This is a genomic window from Aquimarina hainanensis, from assembly GCF_042684685.1.
In the GTDB taxonomy this organism is placed as follows: Bacteria; Bacteroidota; Bacteroidia; order Flavobacteriales; family Flavobacteriaceae; genus Aquimarina; species Aquimarina hainanensis.
In genome coordinates, this window is sequence record NZ_JBHULX010000048.1 from 194051 (window position 1) to 216007 (window position 21957).

Genomic DNA, 21957 nt, shown 5'->3' on the forward strand with positions numbered 1-21957 from the left:
TATGTGATTCCTTATCATTCTTAAGACCTTATATTTTCGATTCATTACCCTTGTGCTTAAAAAAAATAATTTTTTAAACTATTTAGTAACACATACAAAAATTCAGATCTTCGACTTTATATACACTAGGTTGTTTTTTGTTACCCCTGCCATGCAAACATCAAAAAAATATCTTCAAATTTCACTCAAATAATACCCCTGGAAAACGTTTTAAATTGTTAAAATACTTTCCTATGCGTAACATAAACTTTGTTAATGCTACTTATAGTAGCACCCTATATGGTGATCTTGAACAAAATACAATGAAGTTCACATCAATTCTTTTCATCTTAGTTACTCTCTCTTTTGAAGTTTTGCATTATTATGCTCAACAGCATAAAAAAGCGATCGCCTCCATTGCAAATCAAAATGTGAATACGCTTCTTCTGAAGAAATGGCTTTATATTAAATCGATTTCTACAGTTAATCGAAAAAGAGGATATGTTGAACATTCCGGAGAAACTGATACAGGTAAGAACAATTCTCCTACCAATTATGCACTTTATAAGTTTGCTGTTACTAAAAACTATTATTTCAATATAACCTTCACATAAAAAACGTATAAAATGAAATTAATCGCATGGCTTCTTATCTTTCTTATTGGAGGGTGTAATTCTTCTACCAAAACAACAAATGTTAATGAATACACTATTGAAGATATTCTGATCAAAACCGAAGATGGAGGAATAATTTCGGGAATACTAGCGCGAAAAAAAGGAGATATGACTCCTAGACCTACCATTTTACAATACACCATCTATGTACGAGATACGGGAAGGGATCTAAAAACACTAAAACAGGCTGTAGATCATGGTTATAATGCTGTTATTGCATATACCAGAGGAAAAAGATTTAGTCCGGGTAAAATATTACCGTATGAACATGATGCAACTGATTCTTATACTGTAATTGACTGGATCAGTAAACAACAATGGTGTGATGGGCGAATTGGGATGTACGGTGGTAGTTATAATGGTTTTACACAATGGGCAGCTACTAAAAAGCTACATCCTGCCTTAAAAACCATCGTACCATATGTAGCAAACAGACCTGGTTTGGGACTGCCTATGGAAAATAATGTTTTTATAAACCCTAACTATGAATGGTCTTTTTATGTAGGTAATAATAAATACCTGGATACAATTGTAGGAAATGATAGACAGCGGTTTAGAAATATGCAAAATCGCTGGTGGGAAACAGGAGTCGCCTATAATAAACTGGATAGTATCGACGGCACACCTAATCCTTTATTTCAAAGATGGATCCAGCACCCTTCTTTTGATGAATATTGGCAAAATATGGCTCCTTACAAAGAAGATTTTTCAAAAATTACAATTCCAGTATTATCAATTGATGGTTATTATAATGATTCACAAAATTCAGGATTATATTACATAAGAGAACACTATAAATACAACCCCAATGCAGAACACTATTTGATCATTGGTCCTTATGGACATTTTGGAGCACAACGAAATGGTGCTAAAGAAATCAATGGCTATAGTGTAGATAAAGATGCCCTCATCGATACAAATAAAATTACCTATCAATGGTTTGATTATATTTTCAAAAAGGGTAAAAAACCAACAATATTAAAAGATAAAATCAACTATCAGGTAATGGGAGCTAATCAATGGCGAAGTGCTTCTTCTATCAATAAAATGAATAACGATCACCTAAAATTATATCTTACTGCTAGTCCTCTCGGGACATTTTATAGTTTAAAGAAAAGTAAACCTGTGACAAATAACTTTCTATATCAAGAGGTTGACTTTGCTGATAGGGAAACATCGAATAACAACTATTATCCTGATCCAATTATAAGTGATGAAATTGATTCTAGTAATGGATTTAATTTCATTAGTGCCCCTCTGGAAAAACCATTATTAGTTAATGGTTCGTTTATTGGGCAACTATACGCTAGTAGTAATAAAAAAGATTTTGATTTTGGCGTAACCCTTTATGAAGTAATGCCCAATGGGACTTATTTTCATTTATCCTATATTGTCGGAAGAGCCAGTTATGCTAATGATATAACCCAAAGAAAGCTATTGACACCGAATAAAATTGAAGAAATCCCTTTCACTAATACTCACCTCGTTAGTAAACAATTACAAAAAGGAAGCCGATTATTAATTCATCTAAACATTAATAAAAATCCATTTTCTGAATTAAATTACGGAACCGGGAAAGAGGTTACTACAGAAACAATTACAGACGCAACCTCCCCTCTAAAAATAAAGTGGTACACTCATAGCTATGTAGAGATTCCTGTATGGATTGAATAATATAAATGTGCTTACGGCTAAGTAATATTCAATATTTTTGTGCATTATGAAACGATCATAATTACCTATAGTAAACTAGTATTTTATTTATTATGAAAGAAGTTGATAAAATAGCATTTATCGAAATAAAAGACGGGCAGATTCTGAGTACGCGTTCTAAAGGAAAAAATACATTCTACATCCCTGGAGGAAAAAGAGAAACGGGGGAAACAGATCAACAAACACTTATCAGAGAAATTTCTGAAGAGTTGAGTGTCACAATTCATCCGGATTCTCTTAATTATATTGGAACATTTAAAGCACAATCAGATGGTGCTGCAAAAGGAGTTATTGTAAAAATGACTTGTTATAGTGCCACCTATTCCGGAGAGCTAAAAGCGGCTAGTGAAATAGACGAAATTCGTTGGCTTTCGTATCAGGATATGAATATTATTTCGGCTGTGGATCAAAAAATTTTTACTTTTCTAAAAGAAAAAGGATTGCTCAACTAAATAATTCGCTATTCATAAAGTTAATCCTAACTCCCTCTACAACAAAGTAATATTTATTATAGAGGTATTAAACGTTAAAAAAATCATAGGCTCACCAAACCTGAAGAAAAAAGGAATTCTGTTATTATTCCTTACAGTTATCTATAGTTCAATTGTATTCTTTTCCTTTATAAAGGAAAGAATACTAAAAAAGGAGTATCTGAAGATACTCCTTTTCTTATACTAAATTACCGAAATGTGGTTCGATTACATTTTTACATCTGTTAATGCCTCTTCTTTCCCTTCTTTATCTAATAACTTTACTTCATCAAACCCTTCTTTTTTAAATTGTTCGAATTGAGTAGCTGCATCTCCTATTACTAAATAAACCATTTTACTAACATCCAGATATTTATTTGCTAATTCTTTATGTTTTTCCAAGGTCATTTCATTAATAATAGTCTCTTCTTTTGCTATATAATCAGAAGATAATTCATACTTAGACATATCGTGTAACATTCCTAAAAGTGCTCTTTGTGTTTCAAATCTTCTCGCATTCGATTTGATTAATGCATTTTTAGTAAACGTCAGATCTTCTTCTGATATTCCTTTTGTGTATTTCTGGATTTCATCTTTGAAAATACGGACCGATTCTAATGTAGTGTTAGTCCTTACACTAGAGGAAGCTGTAAATGTACCTGGGATATTGGTTCCACTAAACCTGGATCTCGCACCATAAGTATACCCTTTTTCTTCTCTCAGAATTAAGTTCACGGTTCCCGAAAAAGATCCTCCCAATTTATAATTCATTACAGTTGCAGGAAAGTAATCCGGATCTTTCCTAGACATAGAGAGGTACCCTATATTAATCACCGATTGTTTGGCATTAGGGATATCCACAAAATACAATGAAGCTTTATCTCTTTTATTCTCTATTTTATAGGTAGGGATTCTTACTTCTTTTCCTTCCCATTTTTCTTCAATAGCCCTTAATGTTTTTATTGTTTTCTCTTTATTGATATCTCCTACGATATTAAATCGACTAATCTTAGGAGAGAAGTTCGCTGCGTAGAACTGTTTCAGGTCATCTATTGTTATTCCTGTAACAGAGGCAACGGTACCTGAAGTAGGATGCGCAAACATATGTTTTTCTCCGTATAATAATTTATTGTATACATTGCGGGCAACAGCTTCAGGATTAGCTTCTGATCTTTTTATTTTATTAATTGTCTTTGTTTTTATTCTTCCAAACTCTTCCTCATCCCATCGCGGCTGCAGAAGGATTTCTTCGACTAACTGCATGGTCTTATCAAAATTTCTTGAAAGCGTATTTCCATTAATAACAATAGATTCTCGAGTCGTATACATATCTATTGTAGCTCCTAACAACTCTATTTCTTCTTCTAATTCTTCAGGAGTTTTATTTTGTGTCCCCTCCATAAGAATATCTGTCATTAGGTTTGCTACCCCGACTTTATCAAAACCATCTAGTAAATGCCCTCCATCAATAACAAGATTAAAGCTCACCAAAGGCAATTCTTTTTGCTCAATTCCATACACTTTTAATCCATTTTGTAAAGTAGTATTCCAGGAAGAAGGCACAGTTAGTTTAGGCGTATTTGTTATAACAGGAGCTACTGAGCGATCAAAAGTAGAAGGTGTTTTCTTTACTTCCTCTTTCTTTTCTGCTACCGTTGTTTCTTTATTATCTTTTATTTCTTCCTCTACAACTGCTGCTTTTTCAGAGTTCTCTGCTATCAGGTCTAATTTCCCTTTTGGGACAAAGCTTGTTAATACATATGGTTTATTTTTGATATAAGTATTATATACACGTATAACATCTTCTTTAGTTACGGCTTTGATATTATCTATATCCTGTGTAATAAAAGAAGGGTCTCCTGCAAACACATTGTATCTTGCTAATTGAAATGACTTTCCAAGAACACTGCTTATCCCATTGTAAAATTCAGTTTCTAAGCCTGCTTTTATACGCTCTATATCTGTATCAGTAATTCCTTTTTCTTCAAACAACCTGAACGCTTCTTTAATTCCATCTTCTACATCTGCCAGACTTTTTCCTTCATTTGCTGTAATTCGGATTAAGAATCTTCCTGCAATTTCCATTGATCCATTCCATGCATCGGTCGCTGACGTAAGTTCCTTATCTTTTACCAGAATTTTATAAAGTGGTGCTTTTTTTCCTTCTGATAACAACTCTCCCAAGAAATTTAAAGCATAGGCATCTTTCGTATATTGTTCTACAGTAGGCCATACCATACTTAATTGTGCAGTTGTCGCAAAATTATCTTCGTGATATAACCTTTTTGATGATGACAAGGTAACATTCTGTACTTTTAACTTTTCTACTTCTTGTCTTCTTTTTATTTCCCCAAAGTACTTTTCTATCATCGTCTTAGCCTCTTCTATCTCAAAATCTCCCGCCAGTACCAAAGTAGCATTATTAGGTCCATAATACTTATCATAGAATTCTTTTACATCTTCTACTGTTGCATTTTGAAGGTCTTCAAGTTCTCCTATCACCTGCCAATTATATGGATGTCCCTCTGGAAAAATATGCTTGTTTATCACCCAATTAGTATGTCCGTATGGGCGATTATCTACACGCTGTCTTTTTTCATTCTGGACAACTTCCTGTTGGTTTTTAAACGCACTTTCTGTAACAGTGTTAATTAAAAATCCCATTCGATCTGATTCAAGCCACATAACTGTTTCCATCGCATTTTTGGGTACGACTTCATAATAAATTGTACCATCCTGCCAGGTTCCTCCATTTAATGTTCCTCCTACATCTTGTATTGTCTTGAAAAACTGATCTTGTGGTACATTTTCGGATTCCTGAAATAACATATGCTCGAATAAATGAGCAAAACCAGTTCGTCCTTTTTTCTCCCTGTTAGATCCCACTCCATATTGTATTGCGACCGATACGATCGGATCTGATTTATCCTGGTGCAATACTACTTGTAATCCGTTTTCTAATTCATATTTTTGATAATCTACAGATAGTTTCCCCACTTCTTCTGTTTTTAATTCTTTATTAATTACACTCTCTTTCTTACAGCTTATAATTCCTGCAAACAAAATAAGGACTACCATATATGATAGTCCAGATACCCTGAGTTTCATATGATTTCTTTTTGTTTTTTGATTGAGAACTAAAGTAATCTTTTAGAAACAAGAAGTAGTCCCAAAGGACTACTAAAAAAATGTTAAAATTTGCTAATTTTTAATTACTTACGTAAATGCATTACATGCATAAAACAATGTAAAGCACTAAAAACTAAATGTGTGAAGAAAATTGTAACTATTAAAATTAGGGTCTAATTAATTTTAATATGTATATATCAAATAGATATCGGACTTTCTTTATCTAGTTTAGAAATTTCAGTGTGCTTTTTAAGGCTCTCTATTGCCCAAATAAAATTACTTTGGTTACTCTCTGTAAAACCATGCTTATTTTTATAGGCAAGCATTACTTTATATAATTCTTCTTTACTCATAGTTGTTTATATAATGGTTAAATTTAAGTGAAATGTTTGTGTTAATTACAGCATTAAATAGTTAATTTTTTCACAATTATTAAACAATAATGAAATAGAACCGTTGATAACTTATAATATCTTTTTTTTATAATATGACTCAACTACTCAATGAGGAATACTTTATCTATTTTATGATAACGGTTTTAAAAGTTAGTTATTGGGTCTATAACTTTCTTTATTCATTATAATGCTTAATTATTATATATATTTTGTAACTAAACAAACAATCAATAAACGCATAATAACTCTAAAAAGTTCTTCTTTATTGTATCTAAGATACCAAAAAATGTGCTCCTTAACACAGTAGTTCTCTATGCACAGAGGCTTCTCTAACTTTATTTCCGAACCAAGCATATACTTCTTTCCGCTATGTGGCAGATTAACAAATGGTTATCTTAATTTTCTCATTTCCTTAGCAACATAATATATATTAATTCTAAATTAATACATCTCTCATTTCTCTAGGTCCATCGTTTATTACATTCCTTTTTCATCCCAACCAACCTTCTCGATCCAAACTTCTATATTGGATAGCTTCTGAAATATGTGATGGCTGAATACATACTGAATTTTCTAAATCTGCAATAGTCCGGGATACTTTTAAGATCCTGTCATAAGCTCTGGCAGAAAGCTGCAATCGCTCCATTGCTTTTTTTAATAATAATTTTGATTCCTGATCCAATTCGCAATAAGCCCTTAATTGCTTTACCTCCATTTGAGCATTATAATGTATAGAGGAATCATTTTCAAATCTTTTTTCCTGAAGTGCTCTTGCTGCTATTACCCGTTTTCGGATTTCGACACTGGACTCTCCTTTTCTCTCTTCACTTAATTTATCAAAAGGAACTGGGGTCACTTCGATATGCAAGTCTATTCGGTCTAGCAAAGGTCCTGATATTTTTCCCAGATAACGCTGCATTTCTGCTGGTGAAGAGGTAACTGGGGCATCTGGATCATTAAAATATCCCCCAGGGCTGGGATTCATACTAGCTACTAACATAAAACTACTGGGGTATGTTACTGTAAATCTAGCTCTGGAAATGGTAACTTCTCTATCTTCTAATGGTTGTCTCATTACTTCTAGTACACTTCTTTTAAACTCTGGTAATTCATCTAAAAAAAGAACCCCATTATGGGATAGGGAAATTTCTCCGGGTTGTGGATAAGTTCCTCCTCCTACTAATGCCACATCTGATATGGTGTGATGAGGACTTCTAAAAGGACGCTGAGACATTAACCCTATATTTTCTTTTACTCTTCCGACGACACTGTGAATTTTTGTCGTCTCCAAGGCTTCATGAAGTGTCATTGGGGGTAGAATCCCCGGCAATCGTTTACTCAACATTGTTTTTCCACTTCCAGGAGGTCCTACCAAAATTATATTATGCCCTCCGGCTGCTGCTATTTCCATACATCGTTTTATCCCTTCTTGTCCTTTGACATCTGCAAAGTCATATATTGGACTCTCTAACTCTTTATAGAATTCTTTCCGCGTATCAATTATCGTGGCGGTTAATTCTTTTGTTTCTTCGAAAAAATCAATGACTTCTTTTATATTCTCAACGCCGTATACTTTTATGTCGTTAACGATCGCAGCTTCTTTTGCATTTTGTTTAGGGAGAATAATTCCCTTAAATCCTTCTTCTCTGGCTTTAATTGCAATTGGTAACGCTCCTTTTATTGGTTGTAAGCTGCCATCTAAGGATAGTTCTCCCATGATAATATATTCAGATAATTCTTTTGATTTTATCTGACCACTAGCCGTAAGAATTCCCATAGCGATTGTTAAGTCATAAGCTGACCCTTCTTTCCTTAAATCAGCCGGCGCCATATTTATGGTTATTTTTTTTCCCGGAAGTCTAAATTTGTTGTTGTCCAAGGCTGCTGCAATACGAAAGCTACTTTCTTTTACTGCATTATCAGGTAGTCCCACTAAATGATACCCTATTCCTTTATTTACATTCACTTCTACTGTGATAATTGTAGCTTCAATACCAAATACTGAGCTTCCATAGGTTTTTACAAGCATCTCTATTCTTTAAAATGATTTATGTAGAATAAAAATACTAAAAACCTGACCTAATCACACCAAACACATTGATAATCAGCAAACAAAACATAAAAACTGATACATTCAAAAAACAAACAAGCGTTATTTTTCATTAATCGCATCATTATTAACACACAAAAAAGAAAACTATTTATATAAAAACAACCTGCATTCAACATAGATTGCAGGTTGTTTAAAAATTAAAATCTTAAAAGTAAAAGCAGGGAGTACACTTTATAGTCATAATCACACTATTATAACCTTTAATTTTTATAAAGCTTATGCCCTACTTTTTAGCTCATCGTTACATATAACAAACACTTATACTACTGCTTCTCGATGAGAACGAAACAGTTTTTCATTTAAATATTGTAGAGAAGATATCTTATCTTTTGTATCTACCAGAAGAGAAATATTGTTATTACTTCCCCCATAAGAAATCATTCGCACAGGAATATAGTTTAAGATCTCAAACAGTCTGTATGAATTTTGATCTTTAATCACCGACTCTCCTACAATACAAATAATACTATGGTTTTCTTCAACAGTAATCTCTGCATATTTTTCTATTTCTTTTACAATCTCATCAATATAAGATGTATCATCGATGGTTAAAGAAATAGCTACCTCTGATGTTGTAATCATATCAATTGAGGTATTAAAGTTATCAAACACCTCAAAAATTCTTCTAAGGTATCCACTAGCCATCAACATCCTGTTGGACTTAATTTTTATTGCTGTAATATTATCTTTTGCTGATATTGCTTTTAACCCTGTTTGGTATGTTCTATTAGATATAACCGTTCCTTCTGCTTCTGGATTAAAGGTATTCTTTAATAAAACAGGAATATCTTTGTTAACAACGGGTGACACTGTTTGCGGGTGTAATATTTTTGCTCCAAAATAAGCTAACTCTGCTGCTTCATTATAAGTTAAATGTGATATCGGATGGGTTTCATCTACATATCTAGGATCATTGTTATGCAATCCATCTATGTCTGTCCAAATTTGAACCTCATCTGCATCAATAGCTGCGCCAATAATGGTAGCGGTATAATCACTTCCTCCTCTTTTTAGCGTACTTATTTTCTCAAACTGATCTCTACATACAAATCCCTGTGTAATATATAAGGAAGATGGTTCATGGTCCAGCACTTTTCTCAATCGTTTAGAAACAGCTTCTATATTTGGTTTTTCTACAGATTCCACATACATAAACTCTTTGGCATCTAATAAGACATTAGAAACACCAACTTCATTCAGATACCCGGAAAACACATAGGTCAACAGTGTCTCTCCATAGGTTACAATCTCAGCATTCAGGTTATCAGAATACGGCTTACTTGCCAATTCAAACATTGCTGTTATCATAGCAGAAATACCATCTTTTAATGTATTCCTCAATTCCTGTCTTTCTATTAGTTGGTCTACAACCTCATGGTGTTTGCTTTCTAATGCATGCAGGTTTCTGGTAATTGCTTCATTATCATTAAACCTAGCAGATTCTACCAGCTTTACTAGTTGATCTGTAACACCAGACATCGCTGAACATACTACTATCTTTTGCTCATTATCACTCGTAAGGATATTTCTTATTATCCTCAAATTCTCAACAGACCCTACAGATGTCCCTCCAAACTTTAGAATTCTCATTCTTTTATTTTATATATGTTGGTTAATAGCTTTTGTTTTATTCTATATGCATAATTAATTAATACTTTACTTATAATAAATATTTTAATAAAAAAAGTCTATATTTACACAATCTGTTAAATATGTAACAAAAAATGAAGACAATTACAGATTGTGTACATGATATTTTAAGGCATCAGCCTTTTATAGAGGATGCGTTATCCAGAAACATCATTAACTTTAGTTCGTTAGCTGTAGATTTGCAGCCACAGGTAGAGAAAGTTATGCGTAAGCCTGTTAAATCAGGATCAATAGTAATGGCCTTACGCCGATATCACCCAAAGCGTATAACAAATACTACAACACTCAGAAATCTTGGAGATATTACAGTGCGCTCCGGTATTACAGAATATGCTTTTTTAAATTCTAATACTATTTTATCAAGTCAGTCTAACTTATTAAATGATGTGAAAGAAAAATCGAAAACGTATTTCACTTATTCCAGTAATTTTCAAGAAAGCAACATTCTTGTTTCTTCCTCTTTAAAAAATGTTGTAGAAAAGCATTTTAGAGATGAAACTTGTATCTCAGTTACGGATGAATTATCTTCAATTTCAATAGAATTACCCAATGATAATTCTAAAACTATTGGCTTGTACTTCTATATTTTTAAATTGCTTGCTTATGAAGGAATCCCGGTTTTTGAGATGATTTCTACCTCCAATTATTTTACCTTGTTTTTAGAAAAAGAACATGTAAACAAGGCATTCTTACTCATTAATGAGATAAAAGACAATTAATATTCTTTATAAAAATAATAAAGCAGAGCACTATTTTAAAATAGCGCTCTGCTTTATCAATATTAATGCAAAAGTCCGTTATTTAAACAATTAATAAAACATCACCTTTCTCACTTCTTCGTGAGTATCAAAAATTACTTTTATAAAATATACTCCTGATCTTGGGTATGACCAATTCATCTCCTTTTCTTTATTAAAAGGACCTACTTGCTTTTTAGCTATCAAGGTTCCTTTTATATCAAATAACAACATTTCTTTCATCCTGCTTTCTCCTCCATAGGTCATCATAAATTTTCCATTGCTTGGATTTGGATAAATCATTACTTCCTCACTGACTGTTAATGTTTTTAATTCTTGTACTGCTATTTGTTTTGGTCGTAAACCGGAATCACAAATAGTTCTTACATAATATTCATATACTACTCCTGGTTCTAAGGCTTCCAAAAGAATCTCTTTTGTGTCAGAAATATACGTATTCCCTTCTCCTCGGGTAAACCCTTTTTTCCCGTATTCAATTTCGAAACTACCTTCTTGTAATTGCTCGTCCCTAATGACGATGATGGCTGTTGTAGCTGTTATCGTTTTATGCGCCAATAAAACAGGTTGCTCACATAAACTCACGCAAGAAACTGTAGCTTCCCAACCTGTTCCCGATACAGACTCATTTGATACAAAAACGAATGTAAGCGCTCCTGTATCATGAGTAGATATAATCGTTTCCGGCTTCGTTGCTGAATAACTTCCTATCAATGGAAATGTCGTATCCGGACCATCATAAATATGTAACACATCACAACAATCATCTAACTCAAAAGAGGTAAAGTCGACTTTTACTTTTTCTCCTATATTCATAGGTTGTAGTACGGTTGTTTCTGTTTCGTTATTACCATAATTCCCATCACTCCCTCCTGAATCATAAAACTGTCCTTCTGAACAAAGAGTTTGATGCGTTTTGAAACGGATCGGACCTATTTTAGAACTAGTTCCCCCCTGGGTACAATTTCCTCTTACATAGGCTTCATAATATGTGTTTTTATCTAAGCCATTAAGTATTATTTCGGTAGACTCACTTGTTACCTTTGTTCCTGTTCCTGCTATAAATCCAGAGGCTCCATATTCTATTTCCCAAGAAGAAGTGGTCTGTTGATTTCCTCTCCATGATAATGTCACTTCCTGAATTCCTACAGACATAACCTCCAGATCGGAAGGCGCTTCGCAGCTATTTTGTGAAACACATGAAACTTTTGCTGCCCAACCATCTCGTGTAACACTGCCATCTGATGTAAATACAAACGTTAACGTTCCGCTTTCATGCGTTGATGTTATTTCTCCCGGAGATGTTGTACGATACTCTCCTATCAAAGGATATGCACTACTAGGTCCATCATAAATAACCAGCTTATCACAACATCCCTCCAATAGAAACTGTTCAAATACTACTTTGACTTTATCTTCTGCATGATCCGGTATTAACACATAGGTTTTATTCTCATTATTCGAATATTCTCCTGATGCTCCCCCTGAATCATAAAAATATTGTTCTCCACATAATTTTACTCCGGTTCTGAAAGAAAAGAAAGATGCTTCAGTACGCCCAACCGAGCAATTCGCAAAAACATACAGATCATACTCAGAATCTCCAATCAAATTATCTAATTGGATTGTTGGAACAACACTAGATAGTACAGTTCCCGTTCCTCTGACAAATCCCGCAGCTCCATACTCTATTTCATAGGAAGTAACCTCATTAGTCACATCCCATTCCAGTTCGACAGAAGTTGTTTTCATTTCTAACACTCTGATGTTCACTGGTTTTGTACAATTAGGCTTTGGCTCGCAAAAAACAACCGCATCCCACCCTGCTCCAGTAACACTACTATCCGAATCAAAAACAAATGTTAATGCGCCTGACTCATGAGAAGATGCAATTTCTCCGGGAGAATTCCCTGAGTATTGTCCTAACAAAGGTGCATCTGTATTAGGTCCATCATATATTCTCAAATGATCACAGCATTCTTCGAGGTCAAAAGAAAGAAAAGAAACACGTACTCTCTCATCTACAGAAGATGGCACCATGACCGTCGTCGTTAGTTCATGATTCTTATAATCTCCATCTACTCCTCCTGAATCATAAAAATGATTTCCTCCACAAAAGTCCTCAGCAGTAACGACTCTTCGTAACCCTGTAGCAATTCCTCCTCCTGTACAAATAGGTTTTATATAAAAATCGTATAAGGTATTAGATTGCAATCCTTCTACAGTATATGGATTAGTCGTCACTGTTATTTTGGTTCCTGTTCCTTGTGTAAATCCGAATTCTCCAAACTCAATTTCCCATTCAGATGCATATATATCATCCCAGCTAAGATCTACACTGTTAATTCCAACTCCGGTAGATCTGAAATTTGTCACATCATTACATTTGGTAATAAAAGTAAACACTGCTGAGACCTCAGCACTTCCACAAGGATTGGTACTACGAACTCTCCAATAATATGTCGTATTATTCATAAGAGGCTGAGGAGAGAAACTTGTACTTTCTGTTCTAAAACTTTCTATAAGTGTATTAAAATTACTATCCGATGCTACTTCTATTTCATAAAAATCTACATTACTATTTTCTTCCCACTCTAAGACCGGCTGTAACAGCACTTCTTTTTCTCCATTTGCAGGACTTATTAAGCCAGATGGAAGAATCCTATTTTCATAGACTTTCAGCTCTTGAATCAATGTTTTTTCTATCCCAGACAGAGAAGTTCCCTTAATTGTCAATGGGTATGTTCCTTCTCCTAGATTCTCAGTTCCTGATACCATCACTTTTACAGGTACCTTATTGTTTTGTATCCCTTCTATGGTTACAGGATCAAATACAATTGATAAGCCAGCAGGCGGAGTAACGGCTGAGAAAGTTACTTTTTCCTGAAAGCCTACAAATGTTTGGTAATCTATTGTAAAATCAACAGGAACCCCTTCACAGGTAACTGTATTATCTGTCTTTTTTGATATTTCAAAATCTGTTGTTTGAATCTTAAAGTCTGCTGTATTGATCGAATAAAATATATTATTGGATGCCCGTACCATTACTCTTGCCGCATCTGCACCTGCTATATCTGGCACAGTAAGGGTTTCTACTCCATCATTCAGTGTATTATCTACCAGCAAGTGAGGATAAGTGCGTCCTCCGTCTACCGACAATAAAATATCTACATTTGCTTCACTTACAGGAGAGACATTCGTATTTGCTACATCCCAGGTAATGACTACTTCTTCTCCTACATTCCATCGTTCAAATGTTTGCTGAGAAGTAACCATAAAAGGACCTGAAGCTTCATCTACTGTGATGATTTTTTCATCTGTTGCTGTTTGTCCTCCTGCTATAGCGTTATCTCGTACCGTTAGTTCGAATACCATTGTTCTTGAAACCGCCGGCAAAACTTCCCAGGTAGGGGTTAGATTTCCTTGAATTACATCTTCTAATTGCGGCATATAACGTACCGGAGTATCGGTAGGTTGTCTGGATCTAAATAAAGGTCCTACATCCCAGGTAGGTTGTGGTGAAGCCGATGAAAGAGGATTCTCCGGGTTATTCTGCTCCCAACAATATGTCAGTTGATCTGTTCCATCCCCATCTACTGCTGACCCTTCCAATATAAAGGGGGTAGATTTTGGTATTGTATAATCATTCCCCGCATTAGCTACAGGGGCAGTATTCCCTGTTGGAATTACTTCTGCGCAATTACTGTTATTAATTGTCCAAATAGCAACATCTCTAATATCAACATAATTAAAATAATCATCTGGTTCTTGCTGCACATTTGTTGGGCAAATTCCTGCATACCCCATAATACTACTCCCACTTCCAGGTTCTACCTCACTGTTATTACCGCTTCGGCAATTAGAACTACTCTGCACATGATATCCTCCAAATTGATGTCCGAATTCATGTGCCACAATCATATTAAAATGATCTGAATCCGGAGCATTATGTACTGTATAAGCTCCTGCTTTCTTACCATCTGTACAAACACAAGCAATACACCCTGCATTTCCATATACACTTCCTTCTACATGAAATAAGTGCCCTACATCATAATTAGCAGATCCAATATTCGGGTGATCATCTATCGTACTTTGCAGCTCGTGTTTAAAACCAAATCTACCAGAATAAGGATCATTTCGGGGATCCAAAAATATCAACTCATCGTTTTCAGGGATCATTTGCATTGTCACTCCAAAATCCCTTTCATAAATTCCATTTACTCTATTCATAGTTGCAATCATCGCAACTAATACCTTCGCTTTTCTTTCTTGATCATTTATTTCTGTTCCATCTAAAAAAAACTGGGCATACTCTCCACTTACTGACAATGCCAACCGATACCTTCTTAAATTCCCATCATCAGCATTTCTATTCGTACTATACCCATGCTGAGGCATTACTTTTTCAAAAGCTTCCGTACTACAATCAAAATCAGCATCTATTATTTCATTTTTAGTAGAATAGAAGACATGTGTACGTTTATTATGAGGTTTAAAACCAATCGTTGTCTTTCCAGATCTGGAGATCACTCCTTTGATTCCTGTATAAGGAGAATAGACAAAACGCACTGTTTCATTCGATCCGTCTAACGACCTTCCTATGTAGCTTTCTATAGACGGAAATTTTTTAGCCAGTGCCGGATGTAATACGGCTATTTTTTGGATACTGTATTGCTTAGGTGCTCCATACTCATTTGGAAAAACAATAACCTTACTACTTTTTGTTTTTGAAAATCGATACGGCGTTTGTTCTAACTGTTTTGATAATACACTTCCTTCAATCTCTATGGCTGCGTATTCTGAAGTCGTTATACTTGTTCTCTTAATTCCTGCCTCTGATGTTTTCCACCATACATTCTGCGCTTGTAATGTGATGAAGGAACTAAAAAAAATGAAACAACAAATGAGGTAGCTCGAAGTAATTTTATTCATAAAATAATTAACATTTTATCACAATAAAGTTACTCTCCAATTATTGACACAATAAAGGAAAAACTTATATCATGATAGATATACTGCTATATACAACTATAATAAAGTGGGGATACATTGAAAAAATACCCATTGGTATTTTGAGCAAATGTAGTATTGTATTTGTTAAGTTTTAGTTAATAGAAATAACTTTAACTTTAAAAAAACACCTTCAGTTTTTCATCAAAAAACAAACTTCTTACCTTTTAACTAAAAAACATGAACAAACCTACAAATATCTCCTTGTTACATGAGATTTATTTACCAAAACCGTTAAAATTAAAATAATAAAAAAAGAGATGAAAAATCATCTCTTTTTTTATTATGTATTGTTAGAATACTGTATTCTACCAAATATTTACGCGCTTTTCAGGAGCTAAATACATTTTATCTCCTTCTTTGATCCCAAAAGCTTTATAAAATGCCGGCACATTAAGTAGTGGTTGTATTGCTCTCACCTCTCCTGGAGAGTGCGGATCTGTTTTTATCTGAGTTCTCAATGCATCTTCTCTTATTTTAGTTCTCCATACAGTTGCCCATGACATAAAGAATCGTTGTTCAGGTGTAAACCCATCGATTTTTTCTGGTCTCCCATTTTCTTTAATATGCATTTGCAGACCATCATATGCTCCTAGAACCCCTCCTAGATCTCCTATATTTTCTCCTAAAGTAAACTTTCCATTAATATACACACTATCCAGTACTTCAATAGCACTATACTGCTCTGCTAACGCATTACCTCTCTCTGTAAATTTTTTCAGGTCTTCTGCGGACCACCAGTTTGCCAAATTACCATTTGCATCAAATCGAGCTCCCGAATCATCAAAAGCATGTGATATTTCATGTCCTATTACAGCTCCTATTCCTCCATAGTTAACAGCTTCATCTGCAGTATAATTATAGAAAGGTGGTTGTAGAATCGCTGCTGGGAATACAATCTCATTAAACAACGGATTAAAATACGCATTAACTGTTTGCGGAGACATTCCCCATTTAGTTCTATCTACCGGCTCTCCTATTTCTTTCATATTTTTTAAGAAAGATCGTTTAGAAACAGCCATCATATTTTCAAAAGCAGAGTTCCCTTTTTTCACTTCCAGATTTGAGTAGTCTTCCCACTTATCTGGATATCCGATTTTTACGGTAAACTTATCCAGTTTCTCAATTGCTTTCGCTTTTGTACTATCACTCATCCACTCTAGCACTTCGATTCTCTTTTGATATGCTTTGATAACATTAGCAATCATTTTTTCTGCTTTTGCTTTGGCTTCTGGAGGGAATTTTGAATCTACATATAATTGTCCTATTGCTTCTCCTACTGTACCATTAACAATTGCCAAGGCTCTTTCTTCCAATGGTCGTTGCTTAATCGCCCCGTTTAATGTTTTGCTATAAAAATCCCAATTTGCTTTATTGATTTCTGTAGACAGTGAATTTGTTGAATTATTAAGTGTTGACCATCTCATCACCGTTTTAAGATCTTCAATTGGTGTAGATTTCAATACATTTTCTAAAGCATCCATATACTTAGGCTGCATTACAATAACGGTATCTAATGTCTTTTTGATACCAAGGTCTTTGATTAGATCGTTCCAATTAACAGAAGGAGTCATTTTAGTCAATTCTGCGATGGATCTTGGGTTATTAAAATTACGAGTATCTCTACTTTGTACTTTATCCAATCTCGGAGCTGCTAATTTCGTTTCAATATCAAGAATTACCGCTGCTTTTTTCTTTGCTTCTTCTTCGGTATCTCCTATAAATTGCAACATTCTTGTGATGTGATCTACATATTGCCCTCTGATTTCTTTAGACTTTTCATCTTGATCCAGATAATAATCTCTTTCTGGTAAGCCTAAGCCCCCTGTAGATATATATGGAGCATTTACATTACTATCACTAAGGTTAGGAAAAGATACCAGTCCCAGAAATGGAGCTGAAACTGCTGTTTCTGTAGCTAATACTTTCTGAAGATCAGCGATTGTTTTTATTCCTGCTATTTTATCTAGCGCCGGTTTTAATGGAGTTACTCCTGCTTTATCTCTAGCTTCCGTATCCATTAGTGATTCAAAAATCAATAATGCCTTGTACTGATCTGTTCCTTCTTTATATTTTCCGCTGGATTTTGCTTCTTTTAAGATCGTTAATACATCATCATCTGTTTTCTTACGTAATACTCCAAAACCTCCCCACCTGGTTCTATCTTCCGGAATTTCAGTGTTCTTCATCCAATTCCCATTCACATAGTTATAGAAATCAGTTTTTGGGTCTACACTAGTATCCATGTTTTCCAGTACAATCCCCGGGATTTTCTCTGTTTGAGCTACTGTAGCTGTTTCTTCCTTTACTTGCTCACTTTTTGTTTCGTTTTTACACCCAACAAATGCCAGTAAAAAAGCAGCTAAATAATAAGTACTTTTCATTTTTATACTTTTTGGTTATTTATCTTTAGGTTTGCCTATTATTATCTAAGACGTAAGATTCATCAATTCGTTACCATCTATATCCCGTATTTTTTGCTTTTTTCCCTAATCTCTTTGCAAAAAAGCATTTCGATAATCCTCAAACTACTGCTATCAATTATCTAATGTATTGTCTTTCCAGGACGTCTAACGTAGTAAGCGGGTATCAAATGAAAAAGGAGCCACATCTATTAGTTTTACCTGTTTAAAATCCGGATGTTCCGGATTAATCAGTAAATTTTGTTCTTTAGGAATAATAATACTAGGAATTTTTAGTCCCAAATGTGTATTATCTGTAATCCAGCTCATCGTAAAGTTTTGAACCTCCAAAGGAGGAGGTATTTCATTCCAGTTATCAGGTAAGTCTTCTATTTTAATTTCGGTAATAAGTTCATCAGGAAGTTCTATAGTAGCTATTTCCATATCGTTGGGAAAATATGCCGCCGGCAAATGTGCTAGTACTTCTAAAGCGGATAAAGCCGCATTGGTACTCGTGTACAGTACTGCAACACCTTTAGGGTTCCACCTTCCTCCTACAGTTTTTGCTCCTATTCCTGTAAGATCTCGTATATATTTATTCTTAGCTATTCTATAAACCTGCATTGCTATGCAAAAATTCCGTGCTCGATTCGTATTAGTTCTTCATTTAATAACTGAAAACCAAAAGTAGTATCCAATAACTCTTTAGGTTTTTTCATTGCCAATGCAACATTGGGATGCTCCATCCAGCTTTTGAACTTATTCAGATCTCCAAAGATCTGTTCTCCCTTTGCGTATAATTTAGCTAACTGTAATACCTTGGCACTTGCCTCTGTACTTAGTTTTTTATTAAGATCATATCGCTGAATGGTTCTCTCTGATAAATAAAGTATCTGCGCCAATTCTTTAATATCAAAATCAATTGTTTTAGCCAGATGTAATAATGCTTTCTTATCTATTCCATTCCTGGATAGCTCAATAAAGTCATACATGTTCCTAAGTGGTATATCTATATTCAGATACCTCAACATTCCTTTATTTTCTAAGCTAAACATGTCCAACGGCGATACTGCTCCCATAACCTTATACTTTTATTAAGACAAAAATACAAAATAAAACGACAATTGTCGTAAAATATTTTATAAAATTGTATCCAGTTTTGGTTTGACTCGTTCTAAGGCGGCTTCCATTGATCGTATTGCAATGGTTGATAAATATCTTCCTACTGGTAATACGGGAGTAATCATTCGTTCATCAGATTCATTATGTCTCCCATAACTTCTCTTTTTTATATACGGAACAATCGCTTGAGGAGTCAAGGTCACCGCATAAGAATTTCCCAATTTATTCATCGCTTCTTTTGTATGGCCTATTCTCACATTTTGCAACGTAGTTAAAGGAGCCGATAACTGGGTAGCTTTCTTCATGGCTTTTCTTTTCTCATTATGAGCAATAACCAGATGTTTTATCTCAATTTTGTCTACCAAAGAAGGAAAAGATTTTTGCAACACTGTGATAAATACTTCTTCTACTCCTTTGGAAACTCTTCCTCCAATATTATCATAATATCCTGCATCTGCATATTGATCTGTATACACTTCATTCCCTTCTTCATCCAGCTGCTTTATTTCTCCTACAGGTGTCACATAAGGGAAACTTGCATTAATCCGCATGGCAGTTGATAATGCAATGGATTTATCCGGATAGCTATATTGTAAATTTCCCAGAAAATCATTCATTCCGCTTAGAGGGCGCAGGTGGTCGTATGTCACAGGGCTAATCACATTGTAATTTCCAGACTGAGTATGTGTAGTATTAATTAGTAATAATGGAGGGGCAGGTATAGTGCTGCTAATGTCTTTATAGAAAGATAAAAACTCTTGTCCCAAAAGACTATTCTCAATACCTTCTTCCGAAAAATAATTTCTATGAGATGTTTTCCACTGCTCTTCCAAGAGTTGCCCTCTGTTTTGAAATTTAAAAAGGGAAGTAATCATTTTAAACAAGTCTCTACCTAAAAAAGAGAGAATAGATGCTGATAAATAATTCTTTTTATACACCTGACTTGCTTTATACTTTAGTCCGTACATATTTTCTTGCGCTTTGAAGGTGGCAAGCTTTTCTTCATCACTGGCTTCTTTGGATGTCGCAAAAAACATCGCATTACCTACACTTCCTCCGGAGGCTCCCGTAAGAGACAGCAAATGTTCCTCAAAATACTTTCCTTTAGTCTTTTCATATAAATAACTATGTACCAGAAAAGACCACAAACCTGCTCTGGAACCTCCCCCTTCTGCCGAAGCTATAATCACCGGAAATTTTTCTTTATGCGCCTGTATTAAGTGCTCTCTACTCTGTATCCATTGATAAAAATAAGCTTCCATTGGTTTTCGTTTCACCTCTGTATCTTTTAACTCTAACTGATAATGTGTCGAGGAACTGGTAAAAAAAGTAGTGGAGAGAAAGCATAAAAAGCAACTCATCGACAACAAGGGAAGTTTTATTTTTTTTCCAATAAGAATCAAAATGAATGAAATCATAAAAAGGCTTAAAAGTGATAAGATTAAAACGGTCAATGGATTAATCATACTTGCCCAGTCAGGTATAAAATTAAGTACTATAAACCCTAACAGGATGAGAAAACCTGCAGCCAAAATAGCTCCATAAAACTTCTTATTGGGAAATTTTTTCAAAAAACGATAACTATTAAATGACAATAGAAAGAAGAATAAAACCAAAGCCGAATTCGAAAGAAACAACTTTCCCAAATCTTTTTCGGCTTGCGTATTCAAACTCCCTAAGGAGATCATTAAAACAATCAACCCTATCAACACTGCCAAAACAACAATATCTGTTCTTGGTAATTTCAAAAACATTTTCTGAAACCGCCTATACAATCTTGGCTCACACAGGCATAATAAAAATAATATACTGATCATCAATGATACCTCAGGGCTTAAAAAAGAAGTATACATATTTTCAAGCCCGAATAATTTCATCGCATGTAGAATACTCAATGCTGATATAATTAATAATAAAGTCCCTAATATTCTGGGAACCACTTTTCGCATATGAACTCTTGCGATATATGAGTAACTGGCAAAACCACTACGATTTTGAAATCGATAATGTTGATTCGGAATAAACCCTATTAAATTAGCTAGCGATATATCTTTATAATTATGATAGTAAAAATACTTAGGGATATTCCATATTAAAAAAGCAGCTGCTGTAAGCAATACAAAATATAAAGGAATCTCCAGAAAAAAGGCATCTGCCTGATTTAATATTAATAATAAATCAATTGTCTGAGGGAAATGCCATAGTGTCAAATATACAGCAAGAATAAGCACCAGGCTGATTAAGTTATTCATCAACTCTCCTAACAAGATTTTAAACCAAATGCTAAATTGTTGAAAAAACAACAATAACTTTGTTCGTTTCATTCCTCTAGTTTATCGATATTTATAGTATAAAGCTAAAAAAATAAAAGCGCATAAAATACTTTTATATTTTAGCTCTCTAAAAAACAGTTATTTAACGACCAATTATCTAGAATGAATAAAAATTCATTTTTTTGTTAAAGAAATATTAAAAAAACAGAATCTTTCATACAGCTAGTAAACACTGGTCTTTCGAAAGAATGAATTCTTAAAAATTCAAT

General features: G+C 34.2%; 13 protein-coding genes. 4 read left to right on the forward strand and 9 right to left on the reverse strand.

All coding sequences use genetic code 11. The features are described 5' to 3' along the window. The first annotated feature begins 233 nt into the window (after nt 1-233). The 3 genes from ACFSTE_RS21915 (at nt 234) to ACFSTE_RS21925 (ending at nt 2818) form a co-directional block, all read left to right on the forward strand. Nucleotides 234-593, forward strand: coding sequence for a hypothetical protein (locus ACFSTE_RS21915; RefSeq protein ID WP_378254053.1), 360 nt, complete (start codon nt 234-236; stop codon nt 591-593). Nucleotides 594-605: 12 nt separating this feature from the next. Then, on the forward strand, nt 606-2327 hold the full coding sequence (locus tag ACFSTE_RS21920) for a CocE/NonD family hydrolase (RefSeq protein ID WP_378254051.1): 1722 nt from the start codon (nt 606-608) through the stop codon (nt 2325-2327). Between the two features lie 92 nt (nt 2328-2419). Then, nucleotides 2420-2818 (forward strand): NUDIX hydrolase, encoded by a 399-nt coding sequence (locus tag ACFSTE_RS21925; protein ID WP_176030865.1) that lies wholly within the window; start codon nt 2420-2422, stop codon nt 2816-2818. Nucleotides 2819-3064: 246 nt separating this feature from the next. Here ACFSTE_RS21925 and ACFSTE_RS21930 read toward each other — a convergent pair whose 3' ends face one another. From ACFSTE_RS21930 to ACFSTE_RS21945, 4 genes are all read right to left on the reverse strand, one after another. Beyond that, nucleotides 3065-5944, reverse strand: coding sequence for a M16 family metallopeptidase (locus ACFSTE_RS21930; RefSeq protein ID WP_378254049.1), 2880 nt, complete (start codon nt 5942-5944; stop codon nt 3065-3067). Between the two features lie 218 nt (nt 5945-6162). Further along, on the reverse strand, nt 6163-6318 hold the full coding sequence (locus ACFSTE_RS21935; RefSeq protein ID WP_176030866.1) for a hypothetical protein: 156 nt from the start codon (nt 6316-6318) through the stop codon (nt 6163-6165). A 532-nt stretch (nt 6319-6850) separates the two neighbouring features. Continuing rightward, nucleotides 6851-8389, reverse strand: coding sequence for a YifB family Mg chelatase-like AAA ATPase (locus ACFSTE_RS21940; RefSeq protein WP_378254047.1), 1539 nt, complete (start codon nt 8387-8389; stop codon nt 6851-6853). 342 nt (nt 8390-8731) lie between these two features. Next, nucleotides 8732-10063, reverse strand: coding sequence for an aspartate kinase (locus tag ACFSTE_RS21945; protein ID WP_378254045.1), 1332 nt, complete (start codon nt 10061-10063; stop codon nt 8732-8734). A gap of 134 nt (nt 10064-10197) precedes the next feature. On the opposite strand from ACFSTE_RS21945, the gene ACFSTE_RS21950 reads away from it, so the two are divergent. Further along, nucleotides 10198-10842, forward strand: coding sequence for a hypothetical protein (locus ACFSTE_RS21950; protein ID WP_176030869.1), 645 nt, complete (start codon nt 10198-10200; stop codon nt 10840-10842). A 90-nt stretch (nt 10843-10932) separates the two neighbouring features. Here ACFSTE_RS21950 and ACFSTE_RS21955 read toward each other — a convergent pair whose 3' ends face one another. The 5 genes from ACFSTE_RS21955 to ACFSTE_RS21975 form a co-directional block, all read right to left on the reverse strand. Continuing rightward, on the reverse strand, nt 10933-15813 hold the full coding sequence (locus tag ACFSTE_RS21955) for a reprolysin-like metallopeptidase (protein WP_378254043.1): 4881 nt from the start codon (nt 15811-15813) through the stop codon (nt 10933-10935). Nucleotides 15814-16199: 386 nt separating this feature from the next. After that, nucleotides 16200-18275, reverse strand: a complete 2076-nt coding sequence (locus ACFSTE_RS21960; RefSeq protein ID WP_378254041.1) for a M13 family metallopeptidase — start codon at nt 18273-18275, stop codon at nt 16200-16202. A gap of 186 nt (nt 18276-18461) precedes the next feature. Beyond that, a complete protein-coding gene (locus tag ACFSTE_RS21965; RefSeq protein ID WP_176030872.1) occupies nt 18462-18917 on the reverse strand; it encodes an RES family NAD+ phosphorylase in 456 nt (151 codons plus the stop codon). Between the two features lie 2 nt (nt 18918-18919). Next, a complete protein-coding gene (parS, locus tag ACFSTE_RS21970; protein ID WP_176030873.1) occupies nt 18920-19372 on the reverse strand; it encodes a type II RES/Xre toxin-antitoxin system antitoxin in 453 nt (150 codons plus the stop codon). Nucleotides 19373-19432: 60 nt separating this feature from the next. Next, nucleotides 19433-21739 carry a hypothetical protein gene (locus tag ACFSTE_RS21975; protein WP_378254038.1) on the reverse strand — a complete coding sequence of 769 codons (2307 nt, stop codon included), beginning with the start codon at nt 21737-21739 and terminating at the stop codon, nt 19433-19435. Nucleotides 21740-21957 lie beyond the last annotated feature (218 nt).

Excerpts from the sequence above, each read along its gene's own strand:
- ACFSTE_RS21950 (WP_176030869.1), top strand. The coding sequence starts at position 10,198 with ATGAAGACAATTACAGATTGTGTACATGATATTTTAAGGCATCAGCCT.
- parS (WP_176030873.1), bottom strand. The coding sequence starts at position 19,372 with ATGGGAGCAGTATCGCCGTTGGACATGTTTAGCTTAGAAAATAAAGGA.
- ACFSTE_RS21930 (WP_378254049.1), bottom strand. The coding sequence starts at position 5,944 with ATGAAACTCAGGGTATCTGGACTATCATATATGGTAGTCCTTATTTTG.
- ACFSTE_RS21915 (WP_378254053.1), top strand. The coding sequence starts at position 234 with ATGCGTAACATAAACTTTGTTAATGCTACTTATAGTAGCACCCTATAT.
- ACFSTE_RS21955 (WP_378254043.1), bottom strand. The coding sequence starts at position 15,813 with ATGAATAAAATTACTTCGAGCTACCTCATTTGTTGTTTCATTTTTTTT.
- ACFSTE_RS21920 (WP_378254051.1), top strand. The coding sequence starts at position 606 with ATGAAATTAATCGCATGGCTTCTTATCTTTCTTATTGGAGGGTGTAAT.
- ACFSTE_RS21960 (WP_378254041.1), bottom strand. The coding sequence starts at position 18,275 with ATGAAAAGTACTTATTATTTAGCTGCTTTTTTACTGGCATTTGTTGGG.
- ACFSTE_RS21940 (WP_378254047.1), bottom strand. The coding sequence starts at position 8,389 with ATGCTTGTAAAAACCTATGGAAGCTCAGTATTTGGTATTGAAGCTACA.
- ACFSTE_RS21975 (WP_378254038.1), bottom strand. The coding sequence starts at position 21,739 with ATGAAACGAACAAAGTTATTGTTGTTTTTTCAACAATTTAGCATTTGG.
- ACFSTE_RS21965 (WP_176030872.1), bottom strand. The coding sequence starts at position 18,917 with ATGCAGGTTTATAGAATAGCTAAGAATAAATATATACGAGATCTTACA.
- ACFSTE_RS21945 (WP_378254045.1), bottom strand. The coding sequence starts at position 10,063 with ATGAGAATTCTAAAGTTTGGAGGGACATCTGTAGGGTCTGTTGAGAAT.
- ACFSTE_RS21935 (WP_176030866.1), bottom strand. The coding sequence starts at position 6,318 with ATGAGTAAAGAAGAATTATATAAAGTAATGCTTGCCTATAAAAATAAG.
- ACFSTE_RS21925 (WP_176030865.1), top strand. The coding sequence starts at position 2,420 with ATGAAAGAAGTTGATAAAATAGCATTTATCGAAATAAAAGACGGGCAG.